Annotated in this window: 24 protein-coding genes and 1 tRNA gene; 8 read left to right on the top strand and 17 right to left on the bottom strand. The window is 68.2% G+C overall.

The features are described 5' to 3' along the window. Positions 1-123: 123 nt before the first annotated feature. A complete protein-coding gene (locus tag BOX37_RS12655) occupies positions 124-1,308 on the top strand; it encodes a sensor histidine kinase (RefSeq protein ID WP_071927824.1) in 1,185 nt (394 codons plus the stop codon). Further along, on the top strand, positions 1,309-1,986 hold the full coding sequence (locus BOX37_RS12650; RefSeq protein WP_071927823.1) for a response regulator: 678 nt from the start codon (positions 1,309-1,311) through the stop codon (positions 1,984-1,986). A gap of 390 nt (positions 1,987-2,376) precedes the next feature. Here BOX37_RS12650 and BOX37_RS12645 read toward each other — a convergent pair whose 3' ends face one another. Then, on the bottom strand, positions 2,377-3,519 hold the full coding sequence (locus BOX37_RS12645; protein WP_071931436.1) for an epoxide hydrolase family protein: 1,143 nt from the start codon (positions 3,517-3,519) through the stop codon (positions 2,377-2,379). Between the two features lie 63 nt (positions 3,520-3,582). Here BOX37_RS12645 and BOX37_RS12640 point away from each other — a divergent pair, with 63 nt between their 5' ends. Next, complete coding sequence (locus tag BOX37_RS12640) at positions 3,583-4,554, top strand: helix-turn-helix transcriptional regulator (protein ID WP_071931435.1); 972 nt, start codon at positions 3,583-3,585, stop codon at positions 4,552-4,554. Positions 4,555-4,668: 114 nt separating this feature from the next. Here BOX37_RS12640 and BOX37_RS12635 read toward each other — a convergent pair whose 3' ends face one another. Further along, positions 4,669-4,971 carry a hypothetical protein gene (locus tag BOX37_RS12635; RefSeq protein ID WP_071927822.1) on the bottom strand — a complete coding sequence of 101 codons (303 nt, stop codon included), beginning with the start codon at positions 4,969-4,971 and terminating at the stop codon, positions 4,669-4,671. A 106-nt stretch (positions 4,972-5,077) separates the two neighbouring features. Next, on the bottom strand, positions 5,078-5,716 hold the full coding sequence (locus BOX37_RS12630; RefSeq protein WP_240505322.1) for a transposase: 639 nt from the start codon (positions 5,714-5,716) through the stop codon (positions 5,078-5,080). 842 nt (positions 5,717-6,558) lie between these two features. Between BOX37_RS12630 and BOX37_RS12620 the strand changes: the two genes are divergently transcribed. Beyond that, positions 6,559-6,924, top strand: a complete 366-nt coding sequence (locus tag BOX37_RS12620; RefSeq protein ID WP_071927820.1) for a WS/DGAT domain-containing protein — start codon at positions 6,559-6,561, stop codon at positions 6,922-6,924. A gap of 89 nt (positions 6,925-7,013) precedes the next feature. On the opposite strand, the gene BOX37_RS12615 is transcribed toward BOX37_RS12620, so the two are convergent. Then, complete coding sequence (locus tag BOX37_RS12615; protein WP_240505321.1) at positions 7,014-7,463, bottom strand: hypothetical protein; 450 nt, start codon at positions 7,461-7,463, stop codon at positions 7,014-7,016. Positions 7,464-7,584: 121 nt separating this feature from the next. Further along, positions 7,585-8,067, bottom strand: a complete 483-nt coding sequence (locus BOX37_RS12610; protein ID WP_071927819.1) for a nuclear transport factor 2 family protein — start codon at positions 8,065-8,067, stop codon at positions 7,585-7,587. Positions 8,068-8,458: 391 nt separating this feature from the next. Between BOX37_RS12610 and BOX37_RS33910 the strand changes: the two genes are divergently transcribed. Continuing rightward, on the top strand, positions 8,459-8,608 hold the full coding sequence (locus BOX37_RS33910; protein WP_156910369.1) for a hypothetical protein: 150 nt from the start codon (positions 8,459-8,461) through the stop codon (positions 8,606-8,608). A gap of 54 nt (positions 8,609-8,662) precedes the next feature. On the opposite strand, the gene BOX37_RS12605 is transcribed toward BOX37_RS33910, so the two are convergent. Further along, positions 8,663-9,625, bottom strand: coding sequence for a LysR family transcriptional regulator (locus BOX37_RS12605; RefSeq protein WP_071927818.1), 963 nt, complete (start codon positions 9,623-9,625; stop codon positions 8,663-8,665). A gap of 148 nt (positions 9,626-9,773) precedes the next feature. Between BOX37_RS12605 and BOX37_RS12600 the strand changes: the two genes are divergently transcribed. Then, positions 9,774-11,021, top strand: a complete 1,248-nt coding sequence (locus BOX37_RS12600) for a glutamate dehydrogenase (RefSeq protein ID WP_206045809.1) — start codon at positions 9,774-9,776, stop codon at positions 11,019-11,021. Between the two features lie 179 nt (positions 11,022-11,200). Here BOX37_RS12600 and BOX37_RS12595 read toward each other — a convergent pair. After that, positions 11,201-11,285: transfer RNA gene (locus BOX37_RS12595), tRNA-Leu, on the bottom strand. Between the two features lie 103 nt (positions 11,286-11,388). After that, positions 11,389-12,666, bottom strand: a complete 1,278-nt coding sequence (locus BOX37_RS12590) for a glycosyltransferase 87 family protein (protein WP_167659925.1) — start codon at positions 12,664-12,666, stop codon at positions 11,389-11,391. A 413-nt stretch (positions 12,667-13,079) separates the two neighbouring features. Between BOX37_RS12590 and BOX37_RS33905 the strand changes: the two genes are divergently transcribed. Continuing rightward, complete coding sequence (locus tag BOX37_RS33905) at positions 13,080-14,645, top strand: SEL1-like repeat protein (protein WP_156910368.1); 1,566 nt, start codon at positions 13,080-13,082, stop codon at positions 14,643-14,645. Here BOX37_RS33905 and thpD read toward each other — a convergent pair. From thpD to BOX37_RS12545, 5 genes are all read right to left on the bottom strand, one after another. After that, positions 14,642-15,559, bottom strand: coding sequence for an ectoine hydroxylase (gene thpD, locus BOX37_RS12565; RefSeq protein ID WP_071927813.1), 918 nt, complete (start codon positions 15,557-15,559; stop codon positions 14,642-14,644). The two genes, BOX37_RS33905 and thpD, sit on opposite strands and share 4 nt — an antisense overlap. Continuing rightward, positions 15,552-15,953 carry an ectoine synthase gene (locus BOX37_RS12560; protein WP_071927812.1) on the bottom strand — a complete coding sequence of 134 codons (402 nt, stop codon included), beginning with the start codon at positions 15,951-15,953 and terminating at the stop codon, positions 15,552-15,554. The genes thpD and BOX37_RS12560 overlap by 8 nt, the downstream gene beginning before the upstream one ends. After that, positions 15,950-17,218 (bottom strand): diaminobutyrate--2-oxoglutarate transaminase, encoded by a 1,269-nt coding sequence (gene ectB / locus BOX37_RS12555; protein WP_084760799.1) that lies wholly within the window; start codon positions 17,216-17,218, stop codon positions 15,950-15,952. Before ectB ends, BOX37_RS12560 begins: the two co-directional genes overlap by 4 nt. Then, entirely contained in the window at positions 17,218-17,769 is a 552-nt protein-coding gene (ectA, locus tag BOX37_RS12550; RefSeq protein WP_084759575.1) for a diaminobutyrate acetyltransferase, read from the bottom strand. Before ectA ends, ectB begins: the two co-directional genes overlap by 1 nt. Positions 17,770-17,840: 71 nt before the next feature. After that, a complete protein-coding gene (locus BOX37_RS12545; protein WP_071927809.1) occupies positions 17,841-18,551 on the bottom strand; it encodes a response regulator transcription factor in 711 nt (236 codons plus the stop codon). A 269-nt stretch (positions 18,552-18,820) separates the two neighbouring features. Here BOX37_RS12545 and BOX37_RS12540 point away from each other — a divergent pair, with 269 nt between their 5' ends. Beyond that, a complete protein-coding gene (locus BOX37_RS12540; protein WP_071927808.1) occupies positions 18,821-19,768 on the top strand; it encodes a threonine/serine dehydratase in 948 nt (315 codons plus the stop codon). A 22-nt stretch (positions 19,769-19,790) separates the two neighbouring features. Here BOX37_RS12540 and BOX37_RS12535 read toward each other — a convergent pair whose 3' ends face one another. From BOX37_RS12535 to BOX37_RS12520, 4 genes are read right to left on the bottom strand one after another with little or no spacing between them, the layout of a single operon-like run. Further along, positions 19,791-20,645 carry an SDR family oxidoreductase gene (locus BOX37_RS12535; RefSeq protein WP_071927807.1) on the bottom strand — a complete coding sequence of 285 codons (855 nt, stop codon included), beginning with the start codon at positions 20,643-20,645 and terminating at the stop codon, positions 19,791-19,793. A gap of 34 nt (positions 20,646-20,679) precedes the next feature. Next, positions 20,680-21,354 (bottom strand): FHA domain-containing protein, encoded by a 675-nt coding sequence (locus BOX37_RS12530; RefSeq protein ID WP_071927806.1) that lies wholly within the window; start codon positions 21,352-21,354, stop codon positions 20,680-20,682. Position 21,355: 1 nt separating this feature from the next. Next, positions 21,356-22,645 (bottom strand): VWA domain-containing protein, encoded by a 1,290-nt coding sequence (locus tag BOX37_RS12525; protein ID WP_071927805.1) that lies wholly within the window; start codon positions 22,643-22,645, stop codon positions 21,356-21,358. Next, complete coding sequence (locus BOX37_RS12520) at positions 22,642-23,574, bottom strand: PP2C family protein-serine/threonine phosphatase (RefSeq protein WP_084759573.1); 933 nt, start codon at positions 23,572-23,574, stop codon at positions 22,642-22,644. The genes BOX37_RS12525 and BOX37_RS12520 overlap by 4 nt, the downstream gene beginning before the upstream one ends. Positions 23,575-23,648: the final 74 nt, after the last annotated feature.

The raw sequence follows: 23,648 nt of genomic DNA, 5'->3' as shown, positions 1-23,648 counted from the left end.
CACATCGCTCTGGTGGCGGCAATCGTGTTCGACAAAAGTCGAGGTGGCGATTCGACCCGGGTCGAGGCCACCTCAGCCGCTGGGTTGCTGCTTCCGGCCGGTCGGTGTCGCGATAATGGCCGGGTGGACACCGACGACGCCGCACGACTCGGGGCATGGCAGCAGACCTGGCGGCTGACGGCGGCCGCCGTACTCGGGCTGGCCTTCTGGTTCTCTGTCGCCGCGACGCTGCCGGCGGGCTGCGCGGCCGATACGTGTTCCTGGTTCGTCACCGGTGATCCGCTGATCGCACTCGGCTGCCTGACGGTGCTGCTGTGGCGGCGGCGGTACCCGTTCACCGTCGCCCTGGCAGTCGTGATCGCCTCGGCCGCGTCGGCGCTCGCCACCGGTGCCGCGCTGCTGGCACTGTGTTCGCTGGCCACTCGCCGCCGTCCGGTCGAGATCGGTGCGGTCGTGGTGGCGTATGTGACCGCGGCGCAGTTCGCCGAAGACCTCTACCGGATCGACACGCTGCCCGTCCCGATCTGGCTGCAACTCGCACTGCCGCTGGCGAGCGCGGGGATCGCAGTGGCGACGGGTGTGGCCATCGACGCCCGTCGCGTCGAAGTGCGATCGCTGCGGGACCGCGCCGCCAGCGCCGAACGCGAACAGGCCGCCCGGGCGGCGCAGGCACAAGCCACCGAACGCAACCGGATCGCCCGCGAAATGCACGATGTGCTCGCGCACCGGATATCGCTGGTCGCCATGCAAGCCGGCGTCCTGGATCACCGTGACGACCTCTCGACCGAGGAGAAGCGCACGCTGATCCGCGGGATCACCGACGGTTCCCGCCAAGCGCTGGAAGAACTGCGCGACGTCCTCGGCGTCCTTCGCGCCGACTCCAACCGCCCCGAACCACCACAACCCACCCTTGACCGGATCTCGGAGCTGGTGGCCGACGCCCGGTCATCGGGCCTGGACGTCACGCTCGCCACCACAGTGACCACTACCCCACCCGAGACCGTAGGACGGACCGGCTACCGGGTCATTCAGGAAGGGCTGACCAACGCCGCGAAACATGCCCCGGCTGCACAGGTCCACATCACCGTGGACGGGACGCCCGGCAGCCAACTGCAGGTCAGCGTCCGTAATTCGGCGGCCGCCACCGCCGTCGCGCTGCCACCGGCCTCGGGTTTCGGTCTCCTCGGCCTCGCCGAACGGATCACCCTCACCGGCGGGACTCTCGACCACCATCGCACATCCGACAACGGGTACGTTCTCACCGCGCACCTTCCCTGGCCGGAGGACGACCACGAGAAAAGAGCATGAGTGCACAGTGATCAGGAGACGGTGCGCGTTGTCATCGTCGACGACGACCAGCTGGTGCGGATGGCGCTACGACTCGTCATCGACGGCGAGCCGGATCTGACCGTCGTCGCGGAGGCCGCCGACGGGGACACCGCGATCGAGGTGGTCGACGAACAGCGACCGGACGTCGTGCTGATGGATGTGCGGATGCCCGGCCGCGACGGCGTCGAGACCACCCGGTACCTCAGCGCCGCACCGGCCGCGCCAGCGGTCCTCATGCTGACCACCTTCGACGCCGACGAGCTGGTACTCGGTGCTCTACGCGCCGGGGCGCTCGGCTTCGTTCTCAAGGACACCCCGCCCGCGCGGATCGCCGACGCGGTGCGCACCGTCGCGGCCGGCAACCCAGTTCTGTCCCCCACGGTCACGGCGCGGGTGATCGCCGCGGCCACCGGGCCGGGTTCCACCGAAGCCCGAAGCGCCTCTCGCGACGCCGCGCGGAAACGACTGGCGGCCCTGTCCGAACGCGAACTCGACACCGCGCGGGCCATCGCGGACGGGCTGGGCAACCCGGAGGTCGCCGCGCGATTACAGGTCACCGTCGCCACCGTCAAGGCGCACACCGGCAATTTGTTCACCAAGCTGGGCGTCGGCAATCGGGTACAGATCGCGCTATTGGTCCGCGACGCAGAACAATGACCCAGGCAGCCGGGCACTCGACATCTTTCGTGAAACACCAGTGGGACTTCGACACAGGCCCTGGTGTTCCGCGCCTGAACTCCGCTGTCCAACTGTGAGATTCGGTGGCGGTTGAGGCAACCGCCACCGAACTCGACCGCGAACCCATCCCTGCCCGTCCACGCATCGACCGGAACAGAACCGGCATCGTTGCGGCGACGGCCGGCAAGCCTCAACAGTCGAGCTGACGAATCCGCCCAGGGCAGAGCAACTCAGCGAGACCGGCCCTTCTTCGCACACCGGTCGAGGTGGTGTCGAATTCCGCGATCAGGGTCGGGCCGCGGGCGGCCCGACCGATGCCCGAACTCGCGATCGATGGACACCTGATGTCACGACCGGAACCACGCGAAATCAGGAAACGCTGCGGAAGAAGGTGTGGATGTCGTCCGCGAGCAGCTCCGTCTCCTCCATTGCGGGGAAGTGACCGCCCTCGGTGAACTCGCTCCAGTGTCCGATCGCCTTGTACGGGTCCATCGCGCGGCGCATGAGCGGATGGGTGTCGAACACGGCCCATCCCGACGGCACACCGGAGGCCATGAGCAAGTCGATCCCGGAGTGCTCGCCCTCGTAGTAGAACTGCGCGCTCGACTCGCCGCTGCGGGTGAACCAGTACAGGCTGATGTTGGTGAGGAGCTGGTCACGGTCGACCGACTCGTCCGGTGTCCGGTTGTCGCCGCTGGCCTTGGTCTTGAACTTCTCGGCGATCCACGCGAGCTGACCGACTGGCGAGTCGGTGAGCGCCGCGCCGATCGTGTCGGGACGGTGGTTCTGCATCTCGAGATACCCGCGATCGGCCGCATCCGCAATGCGCACCGCCTCGATCTGGACGACCTCGTCGTCGGACAGACCGTCGGGGTAAGGGAACTTGTCGCCGACCAACCCGAGCCACCGAGGGTCGCAGCCAATGTGTGTGCCGATGACGCGCTCCGGATAGAGCGCCGCCAAGCGCATGGCGACGCCCGAACCGATGTCGGTGCCGTGGGCCGCGAACCTTTCGTAGCCGAGACGGGTCATGATCTCGGCATATGCCTCCGTCGTCCGCGCCAGTTCCCAGCCGGTCCCTGACAGCGGGGTGGAGAACCCGAAGCCGGGCAGCGACGGAATGACCACATGGAACCTGTCGGTCAGTAGTGGGACGAGTCGCTGGTACTCGACGAACGAGCCCGGCCAGCCGTGGTTCAGGATCAGCGGGGCGGCTTCCGGGTTCCCTGATCGCGCGTGGACGACGTGGAACGTCTGACCGTCAACGACCGTCGTGAACTGTTCGTACTCGTTGAGCTTCGCCTCCTGCGCACGCCAGTCGAACCCGTCGCGCCAGTACTCGGCGAGTTCCTTCAGATACACCAGCGGGATGCCCCGGCTGAAGTCGGTGCGATCGTCTCGGCCCGGCACGGGGCTCGGCCAGCGCGTGTGTGTCAGCCGACTGCGAAGGTCGTCGACGTCGGCCTGCGGGATGTCGATGCGAAAGGGGGTGAGCGCGTTGTTCTCGGTCATGACATACACCTTCCCGGATAATGCGGCAGGTTAGCTTCCGCAATCAATGGAATGATCGAGAACATGTTGGAGACCTCGGCCCGCCTGCTCGAACTGCTGTCGTTGCTCCAGCTCGGGCGGGACCGGACGAGCTCCGAGCTCGCCGACCGTCTCGGTGTGAGCACGAGGACGGTGCGGGCCGACATCGGCAAGCTGCGCTCGCTGGGCTATCCCGTGGACGCACGCCCCGGCGTCGCGGGCGGGTACCGGCTGGCCGCCGGGGCGGCGATGCCGCCGCTGCTGCTCGACGACGACGAGGCCGTCGCCGTCGCCGTCGGACTCGGTGCGGTCGCGACCCACCGGCTCGGGGTCGAAGAGACATCGCTCACCGCGCTCGCGAAGTTGGAGCAAGTCCTGCCCGCTCGCCTGCGTCGGCGCGTCGAGGCGGTCCGCGAGGCGACGAGCGTCGTGCCAGGGGCACGACCGCCGCTCGACCTCTCCGTGCTCGGCGCGGTCGCCGCCGCGATCCGCGGCCATGAACGGCTCCGGTTCGGATACACCAAGCCCGGGGGCAGCGAAAGCACCCGCCACACCGAACCGCAACGGCTGGTGAGCTGGGGGCCGCTGTGGTACCTGCTGGCGTGGGATCTCGAGCGTGCGGACTGGCGGGTGTTCCGTGTCGACCGCATGGTCGCGCCCACACCGACGGGGGCGCGGTTCCGGCCGCGCGTGCTCCCGCGCGACGACGTCGTCGACTACGTCGTCAAACGTGTCAGCAAGGGGACCTGGAGGTACCGCGCCCGGGTCCTCGTGGCCGCTCCCGCCGCCGAGATCGCCGCGAAGATCCGCATCCCGGTCGATATCGAGGTGGTGAACGAGTCCACCTGCCGGGTAGAACTGGGTTCCGACGACCCGGACCGGCTCGCGCTGTGGTTGGCACAGCTCGACGTCGATATCGAGGTGATCGAGGGCGACGAGCTCGCCGTGGCGTTCGATCGTCTCGCGACGAGGTTCCGCCGGGCGGCGGGTGACGCATTCATCGACGGCAATGGCTAGTGCATCGGCAAGAGCCGCGAGTACTTCCGCCAGCTCGCCCGCGAGCGCGGGCTGTAGCAAGAGAGGGTGGCGTGACCCATCGAGGAGTTCATCGCGGCCCGACTCGGCGACTGATCAGTCGTCCGGATTGGCGGGCCTGCGCAGTTGGTCACCGAGTCCGCTGGTGCGGTTCTCGTATTCGCTGCGGCTGATCTCGCTGACCTCGAACCCTGGCGTGACTTCGAGGCCGTCGCGGTGGCGCCGGGTGCGTTCCCAGTGCGCGGCGACATATGCCGGGTCCTGAATCCGACGGTCGAACTCCGCGTGCAGCAGTCTGATCGCGTCCTGCCGGTCGGTGCCGACGACGAACCAGTCGTCGCCGGGGTAGTAGGCGCGCACCGTGCCGTCAGCCTGGTTCACGAACTGCGGATTCTGCATGACATGAACGACCGGGTCAGATCCTGCCTGCGGGTCCGGGTGCATAGAAGACCTCCCTCCGGCCGTTGTCGTGGTGGACGTAGCAGACCTCCGATGGTTCCAAGTGTCAAACAGCGGCGGGTTCCGGGGTGGTCGTCGCGGGCGGTCCGAAGGCTTTGACCGGGTCGAACTCCTGCCGATTCTCGAGGCAGTAGTAGAGCTGGCCGAGCATCTTGTTCACCAAGTGGCGCAGTGCGGCGGAGTGGCGGTCACCATGGGCGCGTCGCCGTAGATAGTGCTCTCGGGCCGGACCTGGATTGCTGCCAGCGGAGAATCCCCAAACCCAGCCCGCGGCGGCGAGGCGGTCGTTCTTGATCCGGCGGAAGGTGATCGAGATGCTGCGCCCGGAGGCGCGGGTAACCGGAGCTGTTCCGGCGTAGGCCTTCAGCGCGCGGGCGTCGGCGAACCGGGTGCGGTCGTCGCCGATCTCGGCCAGCACGCGCGCACCGGTGAGGTCGGCCAGGCCGGGGAAGCTGGTGATGATCGCGTGGTCGGGGTGTTTGCGGAACTCCTCGGCGGCAGCCTGCTCGAGGTCCTCGGCGCCGGCGCAGGCAGTGTCGAGGGTCGCGAGCAGCGCCAGGGCTTGTCGGCCCATGGCCTGCTCGACCAGCCCGAGCTGGCGCAGACCGGGGTGACGCAGCTTGGCGACGACGATGGCGATGTCGTGATGACCTTCGGCCCAGTCGATCCCGCAAAAGCGACTCATCTGCCCTCCAGTTTTTGGTTGTTTCCGCAGGTCACAAGACCCAGGCAAGAACGCGCGACGCCCTACTTACGAGCCTCTATGGGCTGGCCTCCGATGAGTTGTTCGCGCTCCCAGCGCACCCACACGACACCTGTCTTCCCCAGAGCTGCAAGCTCATGTTCAGCGAGGTGTTCGGTCGTGTGGGCGGGCTCGGACCACGATCAATGAAACCCCTGAAAGTGGCTGAGTAGCACTGAAATCGGCCCACCCAGCCACTTTCGGCCACCGACGCCCACCGTCTGCTACAAGGCCTCGCGGGCCAGATGTACTGAAGAGATCGTCAAGTGGCAGCTCAGAAGTGTGGTTCGGCCGTGAGACCGCGCGGCGCCTTTACCAAGGGTTCGAATCCCGAGTAGGTTTCATGCGTCGATCAACGCGGCCGAACCACCGAACAATCGGCGTCGGCACCCATCGCGCGCGGCCTTGCATCAGGCCTCGTCGGCCCGAATGGAGTCAGGCGTCAAGCAGTGCCGAAATCCGATCGTTACTAGCTAAGTAGATGTACTGCATACCAGGGTGACCGACGACAGGCCCTGTGTACATACAGTTCATGGTGGTGGCCGTAGCCGGGGCGGCCAGGACACCGATGGGCACGGCGACCAGGATCCCCGCAGCGGCGATCGTGGCCAGTTTTCGCACTCTCATTGTCACCCCCCAAGGACGAGAGTTTCGGTCGGACATTCGGTTTGGACGCAACACTTCGACGCCTGGTTCCCTCGACGTGGTCAACCACCCTCAACACGGGGATGTCGAGAACCCGAGGAACCCGACCCGCAGGCGCGGCTGGTGCGGATCAAGAGTCGATGGCCCGAACCAAGTCGACCATGGCCGAACTGACCCCACTGCAGATGCTCGGGCTGTCCGCGGTGAACGTCGCCGGGGTGGCGCTGCCGTCGGTGCCATGGAGGCAAGGCACGACACCGCCGTTCAATATCGTCATCTCGAATGTCCCGGGCGAGGAGAAGCCCCGGTACTGGGACGGAGTGCGGCTGGAGGCGGTCTATCCCGCATCGATCCCGCTCGACGGTCAGGCGCTCAACATCACCACCATCGGTTCCGGTGGGTCGATGCACTTCGGCATCGTGGGCTGCCGTCGCGCGGTGCCGCATCTGCAACGGCTCCTCGCCGGTCTCGAGGCGTCGCTGACCGAGCTCGAATCAGTCGGGTGACTCGGTCGGGTTCGGGCCCCGCCCTCTCCGAGAGGACGGGCCCGAGTATTCAGCGAGGCGACCTCGCGGCGGCTACGGCACCACCGTAGTCATCGGTCACCGACGAGGGCCGAGGCCAGATCATCGACCTCGAGCACTTCGAGTGCCTGCTGACGAACCTCAGGGCAGGTGCGTGTGGTGACGGTGTCGACGAGTGTCTTGTCACGAAGCACTTCGTCGTTGAGACCGTCGTTGCGCGCGGCCCAGTTCTGCACCGTGCCGTTGAAGGTGACCTTGGCGACGGTGGACCCCTGGTCACGCCAGTTGTCGATCTCGGGAGAGATCATGTCACACAGTTGCTGAGCGGCCTGCGGCGTGACCTTGTCCTCGTCGTTCTCGGCGGAGGTCGTCGGTGCCATCGTCGTCTGCGTGGCAGGCGGAACGGTCGTGGTCACCGATGCGGTATCGGCGTCGTTGTCGTCGGAACACCCCGTCAACAGCGCCCCCGCCATCAGCGCGGTCAGTGTCGAACCCACCAGAGCACGGCGAAACTGTGCCATCTCATCTCCTTACCGTAGAAGTCGAACGCTGCGCGCATACCCACGATCGCGTTCCCGAATCAGCGGAGAGTTCTTCGAGGTCGGCGTTTTCCGGCTACCAATTGCCCACTGCCCGAACCGATCAGTGCTCGAGGGACTGATCCCATCGATTGGCGATCAACTTGAAGCTCGGGATGTCTTCGAGCGAGGTGAAGGCCTCGTAGATGCGCTCGTACCGCGTCGAGGAGATCCGCCACTCTCCGTCGGCATCGCGACGGTAGGTGTCGAGATAGTATCCGGCGCCGCGGATCTGGACCTTGGCATCCGGAACGAGGACGGTGTCCTCGAACGCCCATGACCCCTTCGCGGTGTCGCCGTCGACCTCGATCTCGGGATGGCTGGCGATGTGGACCGTGACGATCCCCGGGCCGAGGTTCTGCTCCATGAACGCTACGACGTCAGCCCGGTTGTCGTAGTGCAGGGGCTCGCCCATGGCCTGGGTTCCGTAGCGCGCGGAGACATCGTCGGCGAGGCAGTCGGCGAACTCGTCCCAGAGCTTCAGATCGAGGGTGCGGAAGTAGCGGTGCTTGAGGCGCTTGAGCTCCTCGATCGCGGCAAGGTCCATAGCCAGATGGTAGAACGTGTTCTATATCTGGTCGGGTGCCTTGCCGACATTCGGTGCCAGGCATTGGTGATCGTGCCGTCCGCGCGTTTCCACCACGTCGTGGCCACCCCGGCGCACCAGACAGGCACGGGCCGAGCGACAGGTCGCGGCGAACAGGCTCGCGACCTTGGAGCGAACTACTGGTCAGCATCCGCGGCTGACCCGTCGAGACATTCGAGAGCTGGCCGAAGGTCTCGGCGGGATGCTCGCAGCCCTACGTCGAGCCGACCCGGACGACAAGAATGCGGATTAGAGCGCGCAGCCAGGAATCTGAGACGCCGGTGGCTTCGGCTGCCTACCGGGATTCAGTCTCGTCGCGCCACGGATCCAGGCCTACGGGGTGTCGATCTGGGTGCCCGAGCTCGGTAGCAGGTTCGATCCGAACAACGTCACCCACTCGATGATGATGAGCATGCTCGGCGGGCTCAGTGAGTCCGAACATCAGCATGTCCAGCAACGCACCCGCGCCAGCATGGTCGTCCCCCGTGTCGACCGGGACTGATCATCCATGCCAATCCACCGGACGTCACCCGGCAAATGACCCGGATGGGCGAGATCAGGTTTCGGTGGGCGGATCCGAGTCCCGGTGCATCGTGGGCCCGGTGCGGATGTCGGTGCCGAGGCCATTGTTCGCCGCGGCGGTCCGGATCGCCTCCACCACCAGGAGCAGCGCGGCACGGCCCGCCGAGTTGGTGCGGTAGGCCAGCGAAACCGTCCGGGTGAGGGCATCGCCGAGCGCGACGATGTCCACCCCGGGTGGGCGCAGCGCCAAACCCAGATCCGATACCAGCGTGACGCCGAGTCCAGCGGCGACCATCGCCATCGCGGTCGCCTGCTCCTCGAGCTCGTGGTCGATGCGCGGCCGGAGCCCGGCGGACTGGAACGCCAGCCGCGCCGCGTGCCCGAAGTGCGAGCGGGCGGGCGCGATGATCCACGGATGCTCGGACAACTCGGCAAGGGTCACACTGGCCGCGGGCACCGCGCCGGCGGGGACGGCGGCGTGGATCCGTTCGACACCGATGACCGCCCGCTCCAGGCCGCGGTCCCAGGTCATCGGATAGTTCGAGTAGTCGAGCACGAACGACAGGTCGAGCGTGCCGTCGAGGACCGCGGCGGCCGTCGACTCCGGCGCGAGTTCGGTGGTGCGCACCAGAATGCCCGGGTGCGCGGCGGCGAGGGTGGTGAGCGCGTCGGGCAGCAGACCCGACGCCACCGACGCCCACACCCCGGCGGTGATCTTCGCGGTCACCGATCCGCCCGCTTCCTCGAGCGCCTGGGTCGCGCGCTCGACCGCGGCCAAAATCTCCTCGGCGTGCTCGGCGAGCACGATCCCGAGATCGGTGAGCTGCACGCGACGCCCGCGGCGTTCGAACAGCCGGGTGCCCACGTCGCGTTCGAGTTGTGCGAGCTGTTGGGAGACCGCCGATGCGGTGTAGTGCAGACCGGCCGCAGCGGCCGTGATCGTGCCGCGCCGGTGCAGTTCGCGCAACATCCGCAGGCGGGCCAGAGACAGGTCCATGACACCGAGCGTAAGCGCTGTGCAGCAACCGTGAACGGTGCCGTGAACGAACGGTAAATAGACGCGCAGCCAGGGGCCGCGCAGGCTGGTGCCAACGGGACGACGAGGTCCGCCACGGACGATCACGACCACATGAGGAGGTGGCACCATGACGATGCTGAACCCGGGCACGGGTATGCCACAGATGACGTCTCCCACCGTTGCGACCACACCGGCGGCCCCTGCTCCCGCGATCCGTCGTTGCCAGCCGTACCTGCGGCTGCACTGGACGGATTCGCGCACCGACGCGGTGGGATACCTCGTCGTCCACACCCTGCGCGGTGGTCTCGCCACCGGTGGCACCCGGATGCGAGCCGGGTGCACCCTGGGTGAGGTCGAGGATCTGGCGCGCGGCATGGCGAACAAGACCGCCACTTTCGACCTGCCGATCGGTGGTGCCAAGGGCGGGATCGACTTCGATCCGAAGGATCCGCGTGCGGTGGAAGTGCTCGAGCGGTTCTGCGAGGCGATGCGCCCGTGGCTCGACACGCACTGGGTGACCGCGGAGGACCTCGGCGTTCCGCAGCACCTGATCGACCAGGTCTTCGAAAAGCTCGACCTGGACCAGAGCTACCACGCTGCGATCCGTCGCTCCGCCGATCCGGTGGCGACGCTGGCGCGGGTCCGCAACGGGCTCAACGCCGCCGTCGACGGCGGCTTCCTGCTCGGTGACGTCATCGGCGGGTTCGGTGTCGCGCACGCCTGTCTGGCCGCGGCGGTGCAGTGGGGGCTGGCACCTGCCGACACGACGATCGCGATCCAAGGCGTCGGCACCATGGGCGGGGCGGCGGCCTACTACCTGCACGAGGCCGGGATGAAGATCACCGCGGTGGCCGATGCCGCGGGCACCCTGTACCGCGCCGAGGGGCTCGACGTTCCGGCGCTGCTGGATCTGCGCGACGGCTACGGCGAGATCGACCGGTCCCGCCTGCCCGCGGGCATCGAGGAGATGCCGCGTGGCGCCGTGCTCTCCGCTGACGTCGATATCCTTGTGCCCGCGGCGATCTCGTACGCGATCACACCGGACAACTCCTACGACATCCGGGCTCACGTCATCGTCGAGGCCGCGAACGCCGCCACCACCCCGGAAGCCGAAGCCATGCTGGCCGCCCGCGGCGTCCCGGTACTGCCCGATTTCGTCGCCAACGCGGGCGCGGTGGCCTGGGCGTGGTGGCTGCTGCTCGGCGAAGTCGACGACTCCCCCGACACCTCCTTCGACCGCCTCCGCACGACCATGCACGACAAGGTCGCACAGTTGCTCACCGCATGGACCGAGGAACACATCACCCCCCGCGAGGTCGGCCACCGCTGGGCCGACGATCCGTCCCCGCTCACCGGACCGGTCGTCATTCCCTGAGAGCGGCGTGTCGACGCGGGGTTTCGGGACCCGCGAACACGATCTCGATCAACTGCTCGACATGTGAGTACTGCCGCAGGTCGAGTGGCGGGAGCGTGCGCGTGGAGTTGTGTCCACCGCCATGTGAAGACAACAGGGGCGCAACCTTGCGGTTACGCCCCTGACCTGCTGTTTTACTGTGTCCGGAGGGGGACTTGAACCCCCACGCCCTAATACGGGCACTAGCACCTCAAGCTAGCGCGTCTGCCATTCCGCCACCCGGACTTGCTGGTGTGCCAAAAGATTATCCGACGTGGTTCCGGAAACCAAATCGCCTAGTTGACCTGGAGTTTTGCCCACGGGGGGCGTCTGACCTCGGCGGTACCGATCATGCGACGCGCTGGTGCTCCCCGACCGCCACGGGATCGTCGACCGCGGAGGCCGAGGGCCGCTGCTTGCCGGTCACCAGGAACAGGACCACCAGGGCGACCGCGAGCCAGACATAGGTGTTCCCGAGGACATGCTCCCCCCAAGTCCATGACGTCTCGCGGTGTTCGCCGTCGGGCAGGAAACTGTGCGGTGCGATCACGAAGAAGGTGGCGACCACGAGAGCCGTGGCGTACCAGCCGCGGGCGCTGCGCCAGGGCAGCGTGTAGGCGTGGCAGACCATGGCCAGCAGGGCGGGGGCGATCCACACCCAGTGGTGCGACCAGGAGATGGGCGAGACGAGCAGGGTGAAGACCGCGTTGAGCGACAGCGCGATCACCGGGGTTTCGGCAGCCTTGCGCATGGCGAGGAACACCGGGACGAGCAGCCCGGCGCCCAGCACGAGCCACAGCGCGTCGAACGGCAGGCCGGTGATGCCCAGGCGGGCCATCACAGCCTGGATGGACTGGTTGGTGTGGAAGGCCGAGCCGCTGAGGCCGGAGACATTGCCGAGGCCGCCGAACCAGTACCGCATGGATTCGGTGGGCAGCAGGGCGAAGGCGAGGACCGTGGCGATCGTGCCGGTGGCCGCGGCGGTGGCGGCGGCCTTGTAGTCCTTGCGGACGAGGAAGTACAGCACGAACGCGGCCGGAGTCAGTTTGATCGCCGCGGCCAGGCCGACGAGCATGCCGCGGGGATAGCGGGTCTTCGGGAGCAGGCAGTCGGTGGCGACGAGGACCATCAGCAGCAGGTTCACCTGACCGAAGTCGATGGTCGAGCGCACCGGTTCCAGCAGCATCGCGACGGGCAGGGCGCACGCGGCCACCAGCAGCGCGGCCTGCTTGTTGTCGCGGTGGTAGCGGCGGGCCACCAGATACAGCGTCCAGGCGACGGCGGCGACCGATACCACGACGTAGAGGGTTTTCGCGGCACCCCAGGGCAACAGGGCGAAGGGGGCGAGCGCGGCCGCGGCGAAAGGTGGGTAGATGAACGGCAGGCCGATGCCCGCGGAGGTCTTGGGGAGCTGGCCGTAGAGGTCGGCGCCGTCGCGCATCGCCTCGATACCGAGGCGGTACACCTGTAAGTCGATGAAACCGCCGGAATAGCGTTCGAACGGCCACACCGGTAGCCACACGCAGAACACCGAAGCCATGGTGAGCAACACCGGCACCAGCCACCATGCTCGATTGATCGAGCGTGGAGAACGCTGCTGCACGGGGTGGGCGGTGTCACTACTCATCCGCGGCGACTATACCGACTCGGGCGAGTGCTCGCGGCACCGCCCGTTGTGGCGGGTGGCCCGCGCGATTGCCAGTGGGATGCCCGATCGGGCGTGGTCACGACGACGCGCACGCCGACCGCCGGGTTCACCGACCACCGACCGGTCTTGCCCACGGTTGGCTTCTCGAGCAGGAACTGTTCGGCCGGGTCGGTGCGAATCCGTCGCAGTGCGAGGGCGCTCCCGGCAATGTCGCGGTGAATACCGTTGCCGACCACCCTGATCCGAGGTCGAGGCCGAGTCGATGTGGTCGCCGCGACGTTGTGGTGAATCGGCGTACGCCGTAGGGTCGACGCGAGTACGGTGTAGCGCGCAACCGCGGGCTCGGGCAGGCACCGCGAGGGGGTCGAACGGCGGAAAGGGTGGGCTCACCGATGAATGATCCCGGCGCGCAACACCCTGGCGATCCCGTCCCGCTCGGTCAGCGCTATCTGGGCGCCGATCCGATCGACTGGTGTGGCGCCGCCGTGTATCCCATGTATACCGAGGCGTTGCCCGCCGGCACGACCGCGGTACACCTGCGCGCGCTGTCGGTGATGCCGCCCCCGGATGTGTCCGGGCTCGGCATCGGCCTGAGCGTGCAGGACGGGCACGTGAATCTGAACGGGCGATCGCTGGCCGGCGTGGACATCTGGTACGAGGCGCTCGTCGACGGCATCGACATCTCGGTGACGGCCGACACGCCCGACGCCCTGTTCACCCTCACCCCCGTCTGGGTCGCGGGCACGAGCGAACACCAGTCCTGGACCGGCAACTACGGCGTGGTGGTCGACCTGCTGCCCGACGGGGCCTCGACGCTGTGGTGTAGCACCGGCCCCGGCACCCCGGATTTCAACGAACTCGTCGTCGAACTGACCACCGGCCCCGCGCCGTCACCGAGCGATTCCCCGGTGCCGTCGACACCCGGGACACCTGCCCCCGTGGCCGCTCCACCCGCCACGCCCACCAGCCCGATGCCACCGGTCTCCGCCGAGCCCGCTTCCCACCTCGCGCCCGCTTCTTCGGCGACACCGTCCGCTTCCCCGACGCCGCCTGCCTCGGCCACACGAATAGCGTCGCTCACACCACCTTCCCCTTCTGCGCGCCCACCCCTGGCCGCACTGTCTCCGGGAACCGGGGCAGGCCCCTTGGCCGCACAGCGCGCCCAGGATGCTGCGCGGGCTCCGCGAGCCGCGCAGCCTGCCTCAGCCGCACGGCTTCCCTCGGATGCGCCGACTCCCCCGTTCGAGCCGACTTCCTTGGCTGCGTGGTCTTCCTCGGTCCAGCCGAACCCCATCGCCGCGACGACTCCCCTACCAGCGCGGACTTCCTCGACTACACCTGGGCCCCTCACCTCGACGGCTCCGGCGACAGCGCAGAGGTCCCCGAAGTCGGCTGCGCCCACCGCGCCGCCTGCGGTGGCCCTGTCCGCCGCAGTGATTCCGCACACGACGTCGGGCCCACCAGCAGCAGCGCCTGCTTCCGCTGTCACCGCGACGTCGCCAGCTGCACGGACGCCGCTGAGCGCGTCGTCTCCCCCGGCCGCGCCGACGACCTCACCTTCCCCCGCGCGCGAGGCTGTTGTCCGCGCCGAGGCATCGGGTCCCACGGGATCGCACACCGAAGAACCCGATCCCGCGATGTCGGCGGCGCTCGTCACTGCGCCGTTGACGCCGATCTCCACCGCTGTGGAGGCGGCGGCGCAGGTCAGCGCCGAGCAGGCGTTCAGCCGAGCGCTGCACGACCTCGGGACCGCCATGTACGCACGGGGGGAACAGGATTCGGCGCGGGCATTGTGGACGCAGGCAGCTGAGGCGGGGCACAGCGGGGCCGCCTATGACCTCGGGATGTTGTTGATGGCGGCCGGCGATCAGGTCGGCGCCGAGAACTGGCTGAAGGCCGCGGCCCGCGATGATGCGCGGGCCGCGGCCTCCCTCACCGAGCTGTCTCGGCGCCCTTAGGGCACCTGGTCCGCCAGCACCGACACCGTCTCCGGGGCGGCTTCGCGCACGGGCGTGAAGTCGCGGGCGGCGATGTGCTGCGGCCTGCGCTGGGGGGCCGCGAAGGGTTCCTCCAGCGCGTTCTCCACGCTGTTGAACACCAGGAAGATGTTCGAGCGCGGGTAGGGAGTGATGTTGTTCGACGAACCGTGCATCACATTCGAGTCGAACAGCAGCGCCGAGCCGGCCTGCCCGGTGAACTGGGTGATGCCGTAGCGCGCGGCGAGGAAGGTGATGTCGTCGGTGCTCGGCACCCCGAACCGCTGTTCGCGCAACGACTCCCGGTAGTGCCCGTCGGGTGTCTCACCCAGACAGGGCACGAAGGTGCGGTGCGAGCCGGGCATCAACATCAGACTGCCGTTGAACGGGAAGTTGTCGGTCAACGCGATCGACAGGCTCACCGCCCGCGGCGTCGGCATGCCGTCCTCGGCGTGCCAGGTCTCGAAGTCCGAATGCCAGGCGAACCCGCTCCCGCCGAAGCCGGGCATGTAGTTGACCCGGCTCTGATGCAGGTACACCGCCGAACCGAGAATCTGCTCGGCCAGGCCGACGATCCGTGATTCGGTCAGCAACTCGGCGATCGGCTTGCTGAGCTGATGCACCTGGAACACCGAGCGCACCTGCCCGGCCACCGGCTCCACGATCACCCGTTCGTCGCCGTAGAGCACCGGATCAGCCGCCAGGTGGCCGATCTCGGCGCCGAACGCGGCCACCTCGTCCGGGCTGAGCAGGTCGGGAATCGTGGCGAACCCGTTCGTCTCGAAACCGGCCAGCTCCGGCGAGGTCACCCGCCCCCACACCGTCGGATCGGTCCGCTCGATGTGCGGTGCGGGTTCGGACAACCGGGTCGGGTAGCCGTCGAACCGGTCAGACACTGGCGTCCTCCTCGATAATCAGCGGATACACCCCATTCTCGTCGTGTACCTCGCGGCCGGTGACCGGCGGATTGAACACACACAACATCCGTAGCCGGGTGCGGGCGGTCACCTGATGACGTTCGTTGCCGTCGAGCAGGTACATCGACCCGGGGCCCAGCGGATAGACGGTCTCGTTGTCGAGATCGTGCAGACTGCCCTCGCCCTCGACGAGCCAGACGGCCTCGACATGATTCTGGTAGTGGAATTCGTGGACGGTGCCTTCCTCGATGGTGGTCTCGTGAAAGGAGAACCCCACTCTATCCCCAGCCAGCACGATGCGCTTGCTGCGCCAGCCGGGGCCTGCCACATCACGATCGGTGTCGGTGATGTCGGCGGTGGTGCGCACGATCATGCGGCACCGCCACACACCGTATCAATGGAATCCGTCAGCACCGTCAGGCCCCGGTCGAGCTCGTCGCTGGTCAGCGTCAGCGGCGGCAGCAGCTTCACGACCTCGTCCATCGAGCCCGAGGTCTCCACCAGCAGGCCCTGTTCGAACGCGGTGCGGCACACCTTGACCGCCTGCGACGGATCGTCGAAGACGATGCCGTGCACCATGCCGCGGCCGCGGGTGGTGACCCCGGTGTGGCGCTCGGCGACGGCGGTCAGCTTGCGGCCGACGTAGTCACCGTTGGCGATGGTGTGCTGGGCCAGGCGGTCGTCGGACCAGTACTCGCGCAGCGCGGTGGTCGCGGTGACGAAGGCCGGATTGTTGCCGCGGAAGGTGCCGTTGTGCTCACCGGGCGCCCACTGGTCGTGCTCGGGCTTGAGCAGCACCAGCGCCATCGGCAGGCCGTAGCCGCCGATCGACTTGGACAGGGTGACGATGTCAGGGGTGATCCCGGCGATCTCGAAGGAGAAGAACGGACCGGTCCGGCCACAGCCCATCTGCACGTCGTCGACGATGAGCAGGATGTCGCGCGCGGCACACAGACCGGCCAGGTGACGCAGCCACTCGGCACGGGCCAGGTTGACACCGCCCTCGCCCTGCACGGTCTCCACGATCACCGCGGCGGGGCGATCGAAGCCCGAGGAGCTGTCGTCGAGCACCCGCTGCATCCAGCCGAAGTCCTCGATGGTGTTGTCGAAATAGCCGTCATAGGGCATGGGGGTGGCGTGCTCGAGCGGCACACCGGCGCCGGCCCGCTTGGCGGCGTTGCCGGTGACCGACAGCGCGCCAAGGGTCATGCCGTGGAAGGCGTTGGTGAAGCTCAGCACCGTCTTGCGGCCGGTCACCTTGCGGGCCAGCTTGAGGGCGGCCTCGACGGCGTTGGCACCGGTCGGGCCGGGGAACTGCACCTTGTAGTCGAACCCGCGCGGGGCCAGCAGCGTCTCGTGAATCGCCTCCAGCAGTTCGCGTTTGGCTACCGTCGACATGTCAAGGCCGTGGGTGATGCCGTCACTGGCGATGTAGTCGAGCAGCGCCCGCTTGAGCACGGGGTTGTTGTGCCCGTAGTTCAGCGCGCCGGCACCGGCGAAGAAGTCGAGGTAGTCGCGGCCCTGCTCGTCGCGCAGCCAGGCGCCCTGAGCGGTGGTGAAGACGGTCGGCCAGTCACGGCAGTATCCGCGCACATTCGATTCCATGGCCTCGAAAATGCTGGTGTCGGTGGTCGTGATCATCGTCGTTCCTCCTGGCGCTGAGCGGGTGAGATGACAAACAGCTGCTCGGCCTCGTGTGAATCGGGAAAATCGTTCTCTTCGAACAGAGAGACGATGCGCAAGTCCGCACCGCGCTCTCGGGCCACCGCGGAGAACAGCGCCTGAGAGGCGGTGTTTCCGGGTGAGATCGTGGTTTCCAGTGTGGTGATGTCCGCATCGGCTACCGAGTCGAGCAGCGCGTGCAGGATGCCACCGGCCAGACCCCGGCCGCGGAACTCCGCGTCGACGGCGATCTGCCAGACGAACAGCGTGTCCGGCGCCTCGGGGCGCACGTAGCCGATGACAAAACCCGCGGCGCGTCCGTCGATCTCGGCGATGAGCGAGGTGGCGGCGAAGTCGCGACACCACAGCAGGTAGGCGTAGCTCGAGTTGACGTCGAGCACCTGCGAGTCGCGGGCGATCCGCCACAACTGCGCTCCGTCGCCGAGGCGCGGGTGACGCAGTCTCGTTTCCGTGCCGGTTGCCACCGGAGTGGCGCCCGAATCGATGGGCATGGTTGGCGTTGGCATACATCTACAGTGTCTGCCCGACTTTGCGGTCTTTGTGTCGAGCTCTTTGCGGTTGTATGACGAATCGTTGACTACGACTGCGGATCGAGGCGGTAGCCGAGGCCGCGCACGGTGACCACGATGCGCGGGTCGGAGGGGTCGCGTTCGATCTTGGTGCGCAACCGGCGCACGTGGACGTCGACGATCCGCTCGTCCCCGAAAAAGCCCTGATCCCAGACTCTTTCGAGCAGCACGGAGCGACTGAGCACGCGCCCGGGCGTCTCGGCGAGTTCGCACAGCAACCGGAACTCGGTGACTGTGAGATGGACCTCCTCGGCGCCGCGACGCACCGCGCCGGCATCGGTGGCCAACACCAGCGGCGCCTCGGGATCGGCGTCGAGTACCGACTCGGGCGTGGTGTCGCGATCGGCGGTGATCCGCGCGCGGCGACGCAGTGCGCGCATCCGTGCGGTGATCTCCTTGATCTCGAACGGTTTGCTGACGAAGTCGTCGGCGCCCGCTTCCAGCGCCGCGACGACATCGTGGGTGTCGTAGCGGGTGCTGATCACGATGATCGGTACGTCGTGGTCGCGGCGGATCTCCCTGATGCAGTCGAAGCCATCGGTCTCGCCGCGCATCAGATCGACGATCATCAGGTCGGGCGGGCCGTCATTGCGCAGCCGAACCAGAGCGTCTTCCGGCACGCCCGCCTCGGCGACGGCGTACCCTTCGTCTTCCATGGCACGGCGCAGATCGCCGCGCATCTGGACGTCGTCGTCCACGATCATCAGGTTCGCACTCATGCCGGGACCTCGCCGTTGCTCGGCTCCCGCATGACCGCGACGGCGGCCGGATCGGCCTTCCGCTCGCTACGCTCGCTCATGTGCACATCCTTTGCTGACACGCCGGGGCGTGCGCCGGTACACCTGGGGGTTCGCGTCCCCATACCGACACGACGTCCCGCCTTCGAGCTTGTTACCGACCTGTTATGTACCCAGAAGGCGCCCGGCGTAAACCCGCCGTAACAATTCGCCCCCGGATAGCCCCCGAGTCCCGGTGGCATAGTCGAGGCGTGACACCGACCTACGACGACATCGAAGCCGCCGCCGCGCGGATCGACGGGCTGATCCGCCCGATCACCGTCGCACCCGCGACGACCGGGGAATATCCCCTCACCTTCGCGTTGGAATTCCTGCAGTTCACCGGGTCGTTCAAGGCGCGGGGCGCACAGAATTTCGTGCGCGCGCACGCGGCTGCGGGCACCCTGCCGACCGCAGGTGTGACGATCGCCTCAGGGGGCAATGCGGGGCTCGCGTGCGCCTGGGCAGCCCGTGCGGCGGGTGTGCCCGCGACAGTGTTCCTGCCCGACACCGCGCCGCCGGTGAAGATCCGACGACTCCGTGACTACGGCGCCGAGGTACGACTGATCGGTCCGGAGTACAAGCAGGCGCTCGCCGCCTGCCAGCAGTTCGCCGCGACCAGTGGCGCGCTGGCCGCGCACGCCTACGACCATCCGCTCATCGCCGCGGGCGCAGGCACCCTGATGCGCGAGATCCACGCGCGCGTGCCCGAGGTGGACACGGTGCTCGTCGCGGTCGGCGGCGGCGGACTGTTCACCGGGACAGCCGTCGCCGCACAGTATTTCGGTGTTCGCACGGTCGCCGTGGAACCGGAGAACTGCTGCTCGCTGAACGCGGCGCTCGCGGCGGGCCGGCCGGTGGAGGTCACCGTCGACTCGATCGCCGCGGATTCCCTCGGCGCGCCGAATGTCTCGGCGATGGCGCTGGCGGCCGCCCAGCACGAGAGTGTGCGCTCGCTCCTGGTGCCCGACGACGCGATCCGCCGTGCGCGCCGACAACTCTGGGACGAGCATCGGATCGCCGTCGAATACGGTGCGGCCACGGCCATGGCGGCCCTGCTCGACACCGATTCCGGTGCCGCCTACCGACCAGAGCCCGGTGAACGGGTCTGCGTGATCCTGTGCGGCGCCAATACCGATCCCGGCGATCTCGCGCGCTGACCGGGGCCGTTCGCCCGCCGACTCAGCGAACCAGGGCGTTCTTGGTGGCGTAGTTGGTCATGACGTTGTTGAGGCCGCGCATGACGAGGGTGTAGCCGTACGGGAAGTAGCGCTGGCCCCAGTGCGCGAGCTGGATGTCGCGGGAGGTGTAGACGTAGTAGCGGTTGCGCTCGACGCCCTTGACCACCGCGGTCGCGGCCTGTTCGGGCGTGACCGCGTGGCGCAGGAACAGCCGCATCGCCTTCTGCAGCGCCGCGGAGTCACGGTCGACCCCGGCGATGTCGAGACTGTCGACCATCGGGGTGGCCATCGCGCCGGGGCAGACCAGGCTGACGCCGATCTTGTGCCGGCGCAGATCGAAGCGCAGCACCTCCGAGACGCCACGCAGGCCGAACTTCGTGGCGCTGTAGGGAGCGTGCCAGGGTAGGCCGAACAGTCCGGCCGCCGAGGACACGTTCACCAGATGACCACCGCGGCCCGCGGCGATCATCGGCGGCAGGAACTCCTCGATGACGTGGATGGGGCCCATCAGGTTGATGTCGACGGTGCGCCGCCACTGCTGGTGGCTGAGCTTGTCGACGGTGCCCCAGGTGGCGATGCCGGCGACGTTCATGACGATGTCGACCTGACGGACGGCCTCGAAGGTGTGCGCGGCCAGGCCGACCACAGCGGAATGGTCGCTCACATCGGCGGCGTGGGCCAGGTGCACCTTCGCCCCCTCGGCACGCAGGGCCTCGGCGGTCTCGGTGAGCGCGTCGTCGGTGATGTCGGTGAGCACGAGGGCGGCGCCCTTGGCGGCGGCCGCGAACGCGGTGGCGCGGCCGAGGCCGCTGGCGGCGCCGGTGATCAGGCAGGTCTTCCCGTCGAACTTCGTCATGGTCCCGACCCTACGGTTCTGTGAACAGGTATGTCTATGATTCGGTGGCGATCGATGTGACGCTGATCGCGATGGTGGTCCAGCCTCCTACGTGGATCCGGCTGCCCTCGCCCACCGCTACCGCCACCTGCGGCGGGATCGGTGCCTCGGCGCCGTCCACGCTGGTCCCGTTGGTGGATCCGAGATCGGTGATGCTGAGCCCGCCACCGGGGTCCACCTGGATCATCGCATGCGCCCGTGAGACCCCGATGTCGACCGGGGCGATTCCCAGGTCGATCTCGGGCACGATGCCTTGCGAGGCGGAGCGCTTGCCGATCAGGAACTGACTGCCCCGCAGCACGATTCGGCGTTCAGGACAGAAGTCGGGGAAGGCGACGCGCTCGGCGTCGGGTCCTTTGCGTGCCTGGACGCGAGCGTAGAACTCGCGGTCGGCGAAGACGCGGGCGACCCAGACCGTGCCGGACACCGGCAGATCGGTCCGGGTGGCGCCGACCTGCCGCGGTGGTGGTTGTCCGTCGCCACCGGCCGGCGTGGGCAGGGCCGAGTCGTACCCGCACACCTCGCAGAACCGGCCACTGGTCGGGGTGGCGCACGACGGGCACAGGCGCAGCGCGGCGGGGTCCGATGCGGGGGCGGTGTCGAGCGCCGACCCGCAGACGTCGCAGTAGTCGGTCGACTGCGAGGGGTGTCCGTCCGCGCACATCGGCATGTCAGCCACCCTCCGGTCGGACCCGCGCCGTCTTGGTCGAGCGGATGTCGAGGGCCAGCTCGTCGGCAGCGGCGACCTGGCCGCGCAGTTTGACGGTGCCGTCGCCGTCGACCTCGACCACGCCGCGCAGCAGCTTGGCGGTGGATTCGTGCCCGGAGGCGGCCGCCAGTTCGACCGCACGGCGCAATTTGGCGGTGGCGGTGGTGAGATCACCGTTGCGGCGGGCGGCCAGGCCCTCCTGGACGGCCTGGGCGAGTTCGACCTGGCCGGTGTAGTGGGCGACGCGGGTGCTGATCCGGGTGGACAGCGAGGTGTCGGTGGTCCACACCGCCCGCACCAAGCCCTGGCCGAGGACCTCGTCGCCGGCCAGCACGCTGAGCCGGGCAGCAAGCTTCTCCCGCCCCGGAGCGGCCGGTTCCAGTTCGATCTGCAGATGGTATTCGCGTTCCTCGGCAGCCCAGGACGACAGCGGGTACTCCCCCACCTGTGCCCCGGTCTCGGCGCGCCGCCGGGTGAGCTCCTCGAGCACCGGCGAGACCTGTTTGACCATCCGCACCCGGGCGCCCGCGGGCGTCCAGACCCGCAGGGTCAGCTCCGGGATCACCCTGGCCGCCGACGAGCGCATCATGGCGGCGAAATCGCTGGCCAGGTCCTTGGGATCGGCGACCATGTCGGCGTCGCCGGACAGCTTGGCGGAGATCTTGTGCAGATCCGCGGCCGCCCAGTCCGCGCCGACGCCGCGACAGTCGCAGACGAACAGGCCCTCGGCGCGATCGAGTTCGGTGGCCAGTTGCTCCGGGGTCTCGTGTTCGTTCTTGCCATCGGTGAGCAGGATGGCGTGTGCCTGCGCGCCCGGATGAGCGAGGGCGACCTCGCGGGCCAGCGCGAGCCACGAACCCATCGCGGTGCCGCCGTCCGGACGCAGCTTGTCGAGGGCGCGCCGAGCCGCGACCCGATGGTCGCGGTCGGCAGGTGCCGACCGTTCACCGCTGGTGGGGTAGATCATCCGCGCCGATTCGGTGCCCTCGATGATCGCGAAGGCGGTGCCATCGGGGATCTCGTCGAGCGCGGTGCGGGTGGCGCCGAGCGCGTTCTCGAACTTGCGCTTGTTGCCCATCGACCCGGAGCAGTCGATGATCAAGATCTCGAGCCGGGGCGGCAGGGGGGCGATCGCGGCGAGCTCGGCTCCGGTGGTCACCGTGAGCACCGCGTCCACCACCCGCGCCCCTTCGGCGAGGAACTCGTTCTGGTCTACAGCGATCGAAATACCCGCGGTCTCAGCGGCACTCATGACACTCCTGGTTCAGGCGATACCGCGCCACGCACCGGGACCGGAGCCAGCGCGACCGTGATGTTGTCGCTGCCACCGCTGTTCAACGCGAAGTCGGCCAGCGCGCGGGCAGCGGCCTGCGGCGAGGTCTCGGCGGTGAAACCGGCGAGGGCGACAGCGTCGGGCAGATAGTTCCACAGCCCGTCGCTGCACAGCAGCAGTGTTCCCGGTTCGGCGACGATCATGTGCTGCAGACAGTGCGCCGACCACGGCTGCTCGCCACCGTCGGCGCCGAGCCAGCGCAACAGAGTGTGCGCGCGCGGATCGTGCATGGCCGCTTCCTCGTCGAGCGCGCCCGCGTCGACCAGAGCCTGGGCCCACGAGTCGTCCACGCTGAGTCGGCGTGAGGCGGTGGGATCGCCCGCGGCGAGCCAGAAGGCCCGGCTGTCACCGACATTGGCGATGGTGATCTCGGTGCCCTCGGCGGTCTCGCGCACGATCGCCGAGACGTAGGTGCACGACGGCGCGTATTCGGGGGTGCGGGACATGCCGCGCACCGCGGCCGTCGCCGCCGCCAATCCGGCCATCACGCTGTCTTGGGCGCAGTGGCCGTCGGCGAGGGCGGCCAGTACCGCGTCGACGCCGGTACGGACCGCGGTGCCGGAGGCGGCCTGCGGGTCCTGGGAGGTGGACACGCCGTCGCTCACCACGATCACCCTGGTGCCGTCGCCCTCGCGCACGGCGGCCGCGACGGCGTCCTCGTTGCGGGAGTGGCTGATCCCGCGATCGGTGAGGACATACACCGGGCCCAGATCGTCCTCGAAACGGTCCGGCACGGGCTTGGGACTGCCGCAGTGCGCGCACCACCCTGCCTCGTAACGCCGTTCACCGCAGGTCGAGCACTGCGGTACCGCGACCGGATCGTGCACGGGCACCGCCACTTTGCGCACGCCCAGCTCCCGCCCGCACCCCTCACAGAAGCGATGCTCCGACCGCGCCGATCCCCCGCAGTCGGGACACCCCG

It is taken from the genome of Nocardia mangyaensis, assembly GCF_001886715.1.
Lineage (GTDB): Bacteria > Actinomycetota > Actinomycetes > Mycobacteriales > Mycobacteriaceae > Nocardia > Nocardia mangyaensis.
The sequence above is the reverse complement of the archived record's forward strand: the minus strand, read 5'-3'. Positions and strand labels throughout refer to the sequence as shown.

Bases quoted from the DNA above. Each gene is read 5' to 3' on its own strand.
- BOX37_RS12645 (WP_071931436.1), bottom strand. From the start codon at position 3,519: ATGACCGAGAACAACGCGCTCACCCCCTTTCGCATCGACATCCCGCAG.
- BOX37_RS12640 (WP_071931435.1), top strand. From the start codon at position 3,583: ATGTTGGAGACCTCGGCCCGCCTGCTCGAACTGCTGTCGTTGCTCCAG.
- BOX37_RS12635 (WP_071927822.1), bottom strand. From the start codon at position 4,971: ATGCAGAATCCGCAGTTCGTGAACCAGGCTGACGGCACGGTGCGCGCC.
- BOX37_RS12630 (WP_240505322.1), bottom strand. From the start codon at position 5,716: ATGAGTCGCTTTTGCGGGATCGACTGGGCCGAAGGTCATCACGACATC.
- BOX37_RS12620 (WP_071927820.1), top strand. From the start codon at position 6,559: ATGGCCCGAACCAAGTCGACCATGGCCGAACTGACCCCACTGCAGATG.
- BOX37_RS12615 (WP_240505321.1), bottom strand. From the start codon at position 7,463: ATGGCACAGTTTCGCCGTGCTCTGGTGGGTTCGACACTGACCGCGCTG.
- BOX37_RS12610 (WP_071927819.1), bottom strand. From the start codon at position 8,067: ATGGACCTTGCCGCGATCGAGGAGCTCAAGCGCCTCAAGCACCGCTAC.
- BOX37_RS12605 (WP_071927818.1), bottom strand. From the start codon at position 9,625: ATGGACCTGTCTCTGGCCCGCCTGCGGATGTTGCGCGAACTGCACCGG.
- BOX37_RS12600 (WP_206045809.1), top strand. From the start codon at position 9,774: ATGACGATGCTGAACCCGGGCACGGGTATGCCACAGATGACGTCTCCC.
- BOX37_RS12590 (WP_167659925.1), bottom strand. From the start codon at position 12,666: ATGAGTAGTGACACCGCCCACCCCGTGCAGCAGCGTTCTCCACGCTCG.
- BOX37_RS33905 (WP_156910368.1), top strand. From the start codon at position 13,080: ATGAATGATCCCGGCGCGCAACACCCTGGCGATCCCGTCCCGCTCGGT.
- BOX37_RS12560 (WP_071927812.1), bottom strand. From the start codon at position 15,953: ATGATCGTGCGCACCACCGCCGACATCACCGACACCGATCGTGATGTG.
- ectA (WP_084759575.1), bottom strand. From the start codon at position 17,769: ATGCCAACGCCAACCATGCCCATCGATTCGGGCGCCACTCCGGTGGCA.
- BOX37_RS12545 (WP_071927809.1), bottom strand. From the start codon at position 18,551: ATGAGTGCGAACCTGATGATCGTGGACGACGACGTCCAGATGCGCGGC.
- BOX37_RS12535 (WP_071927807.1), bottom strand. From the start codon at position 20,645: ATGACGAAGTTCGACGGGAAGACCTGCCTGATCACCGGCGCCGCCAGC.
- BOX37_RS12530 (WP_071927806.1), bottom strand. From the start codon at position 21,354: ATGCCGATGTGCGCGGACGGACACCCCTCGCAGTCGACCGACTACTGC.
- BOX37_RS12525 (WP_071927805.1), bottom strand. From the start codon at position 22,645: ATGAGTGCCGCTGAGACCGCGGGTATTTCGATCGCTGTAGACCAGAAC.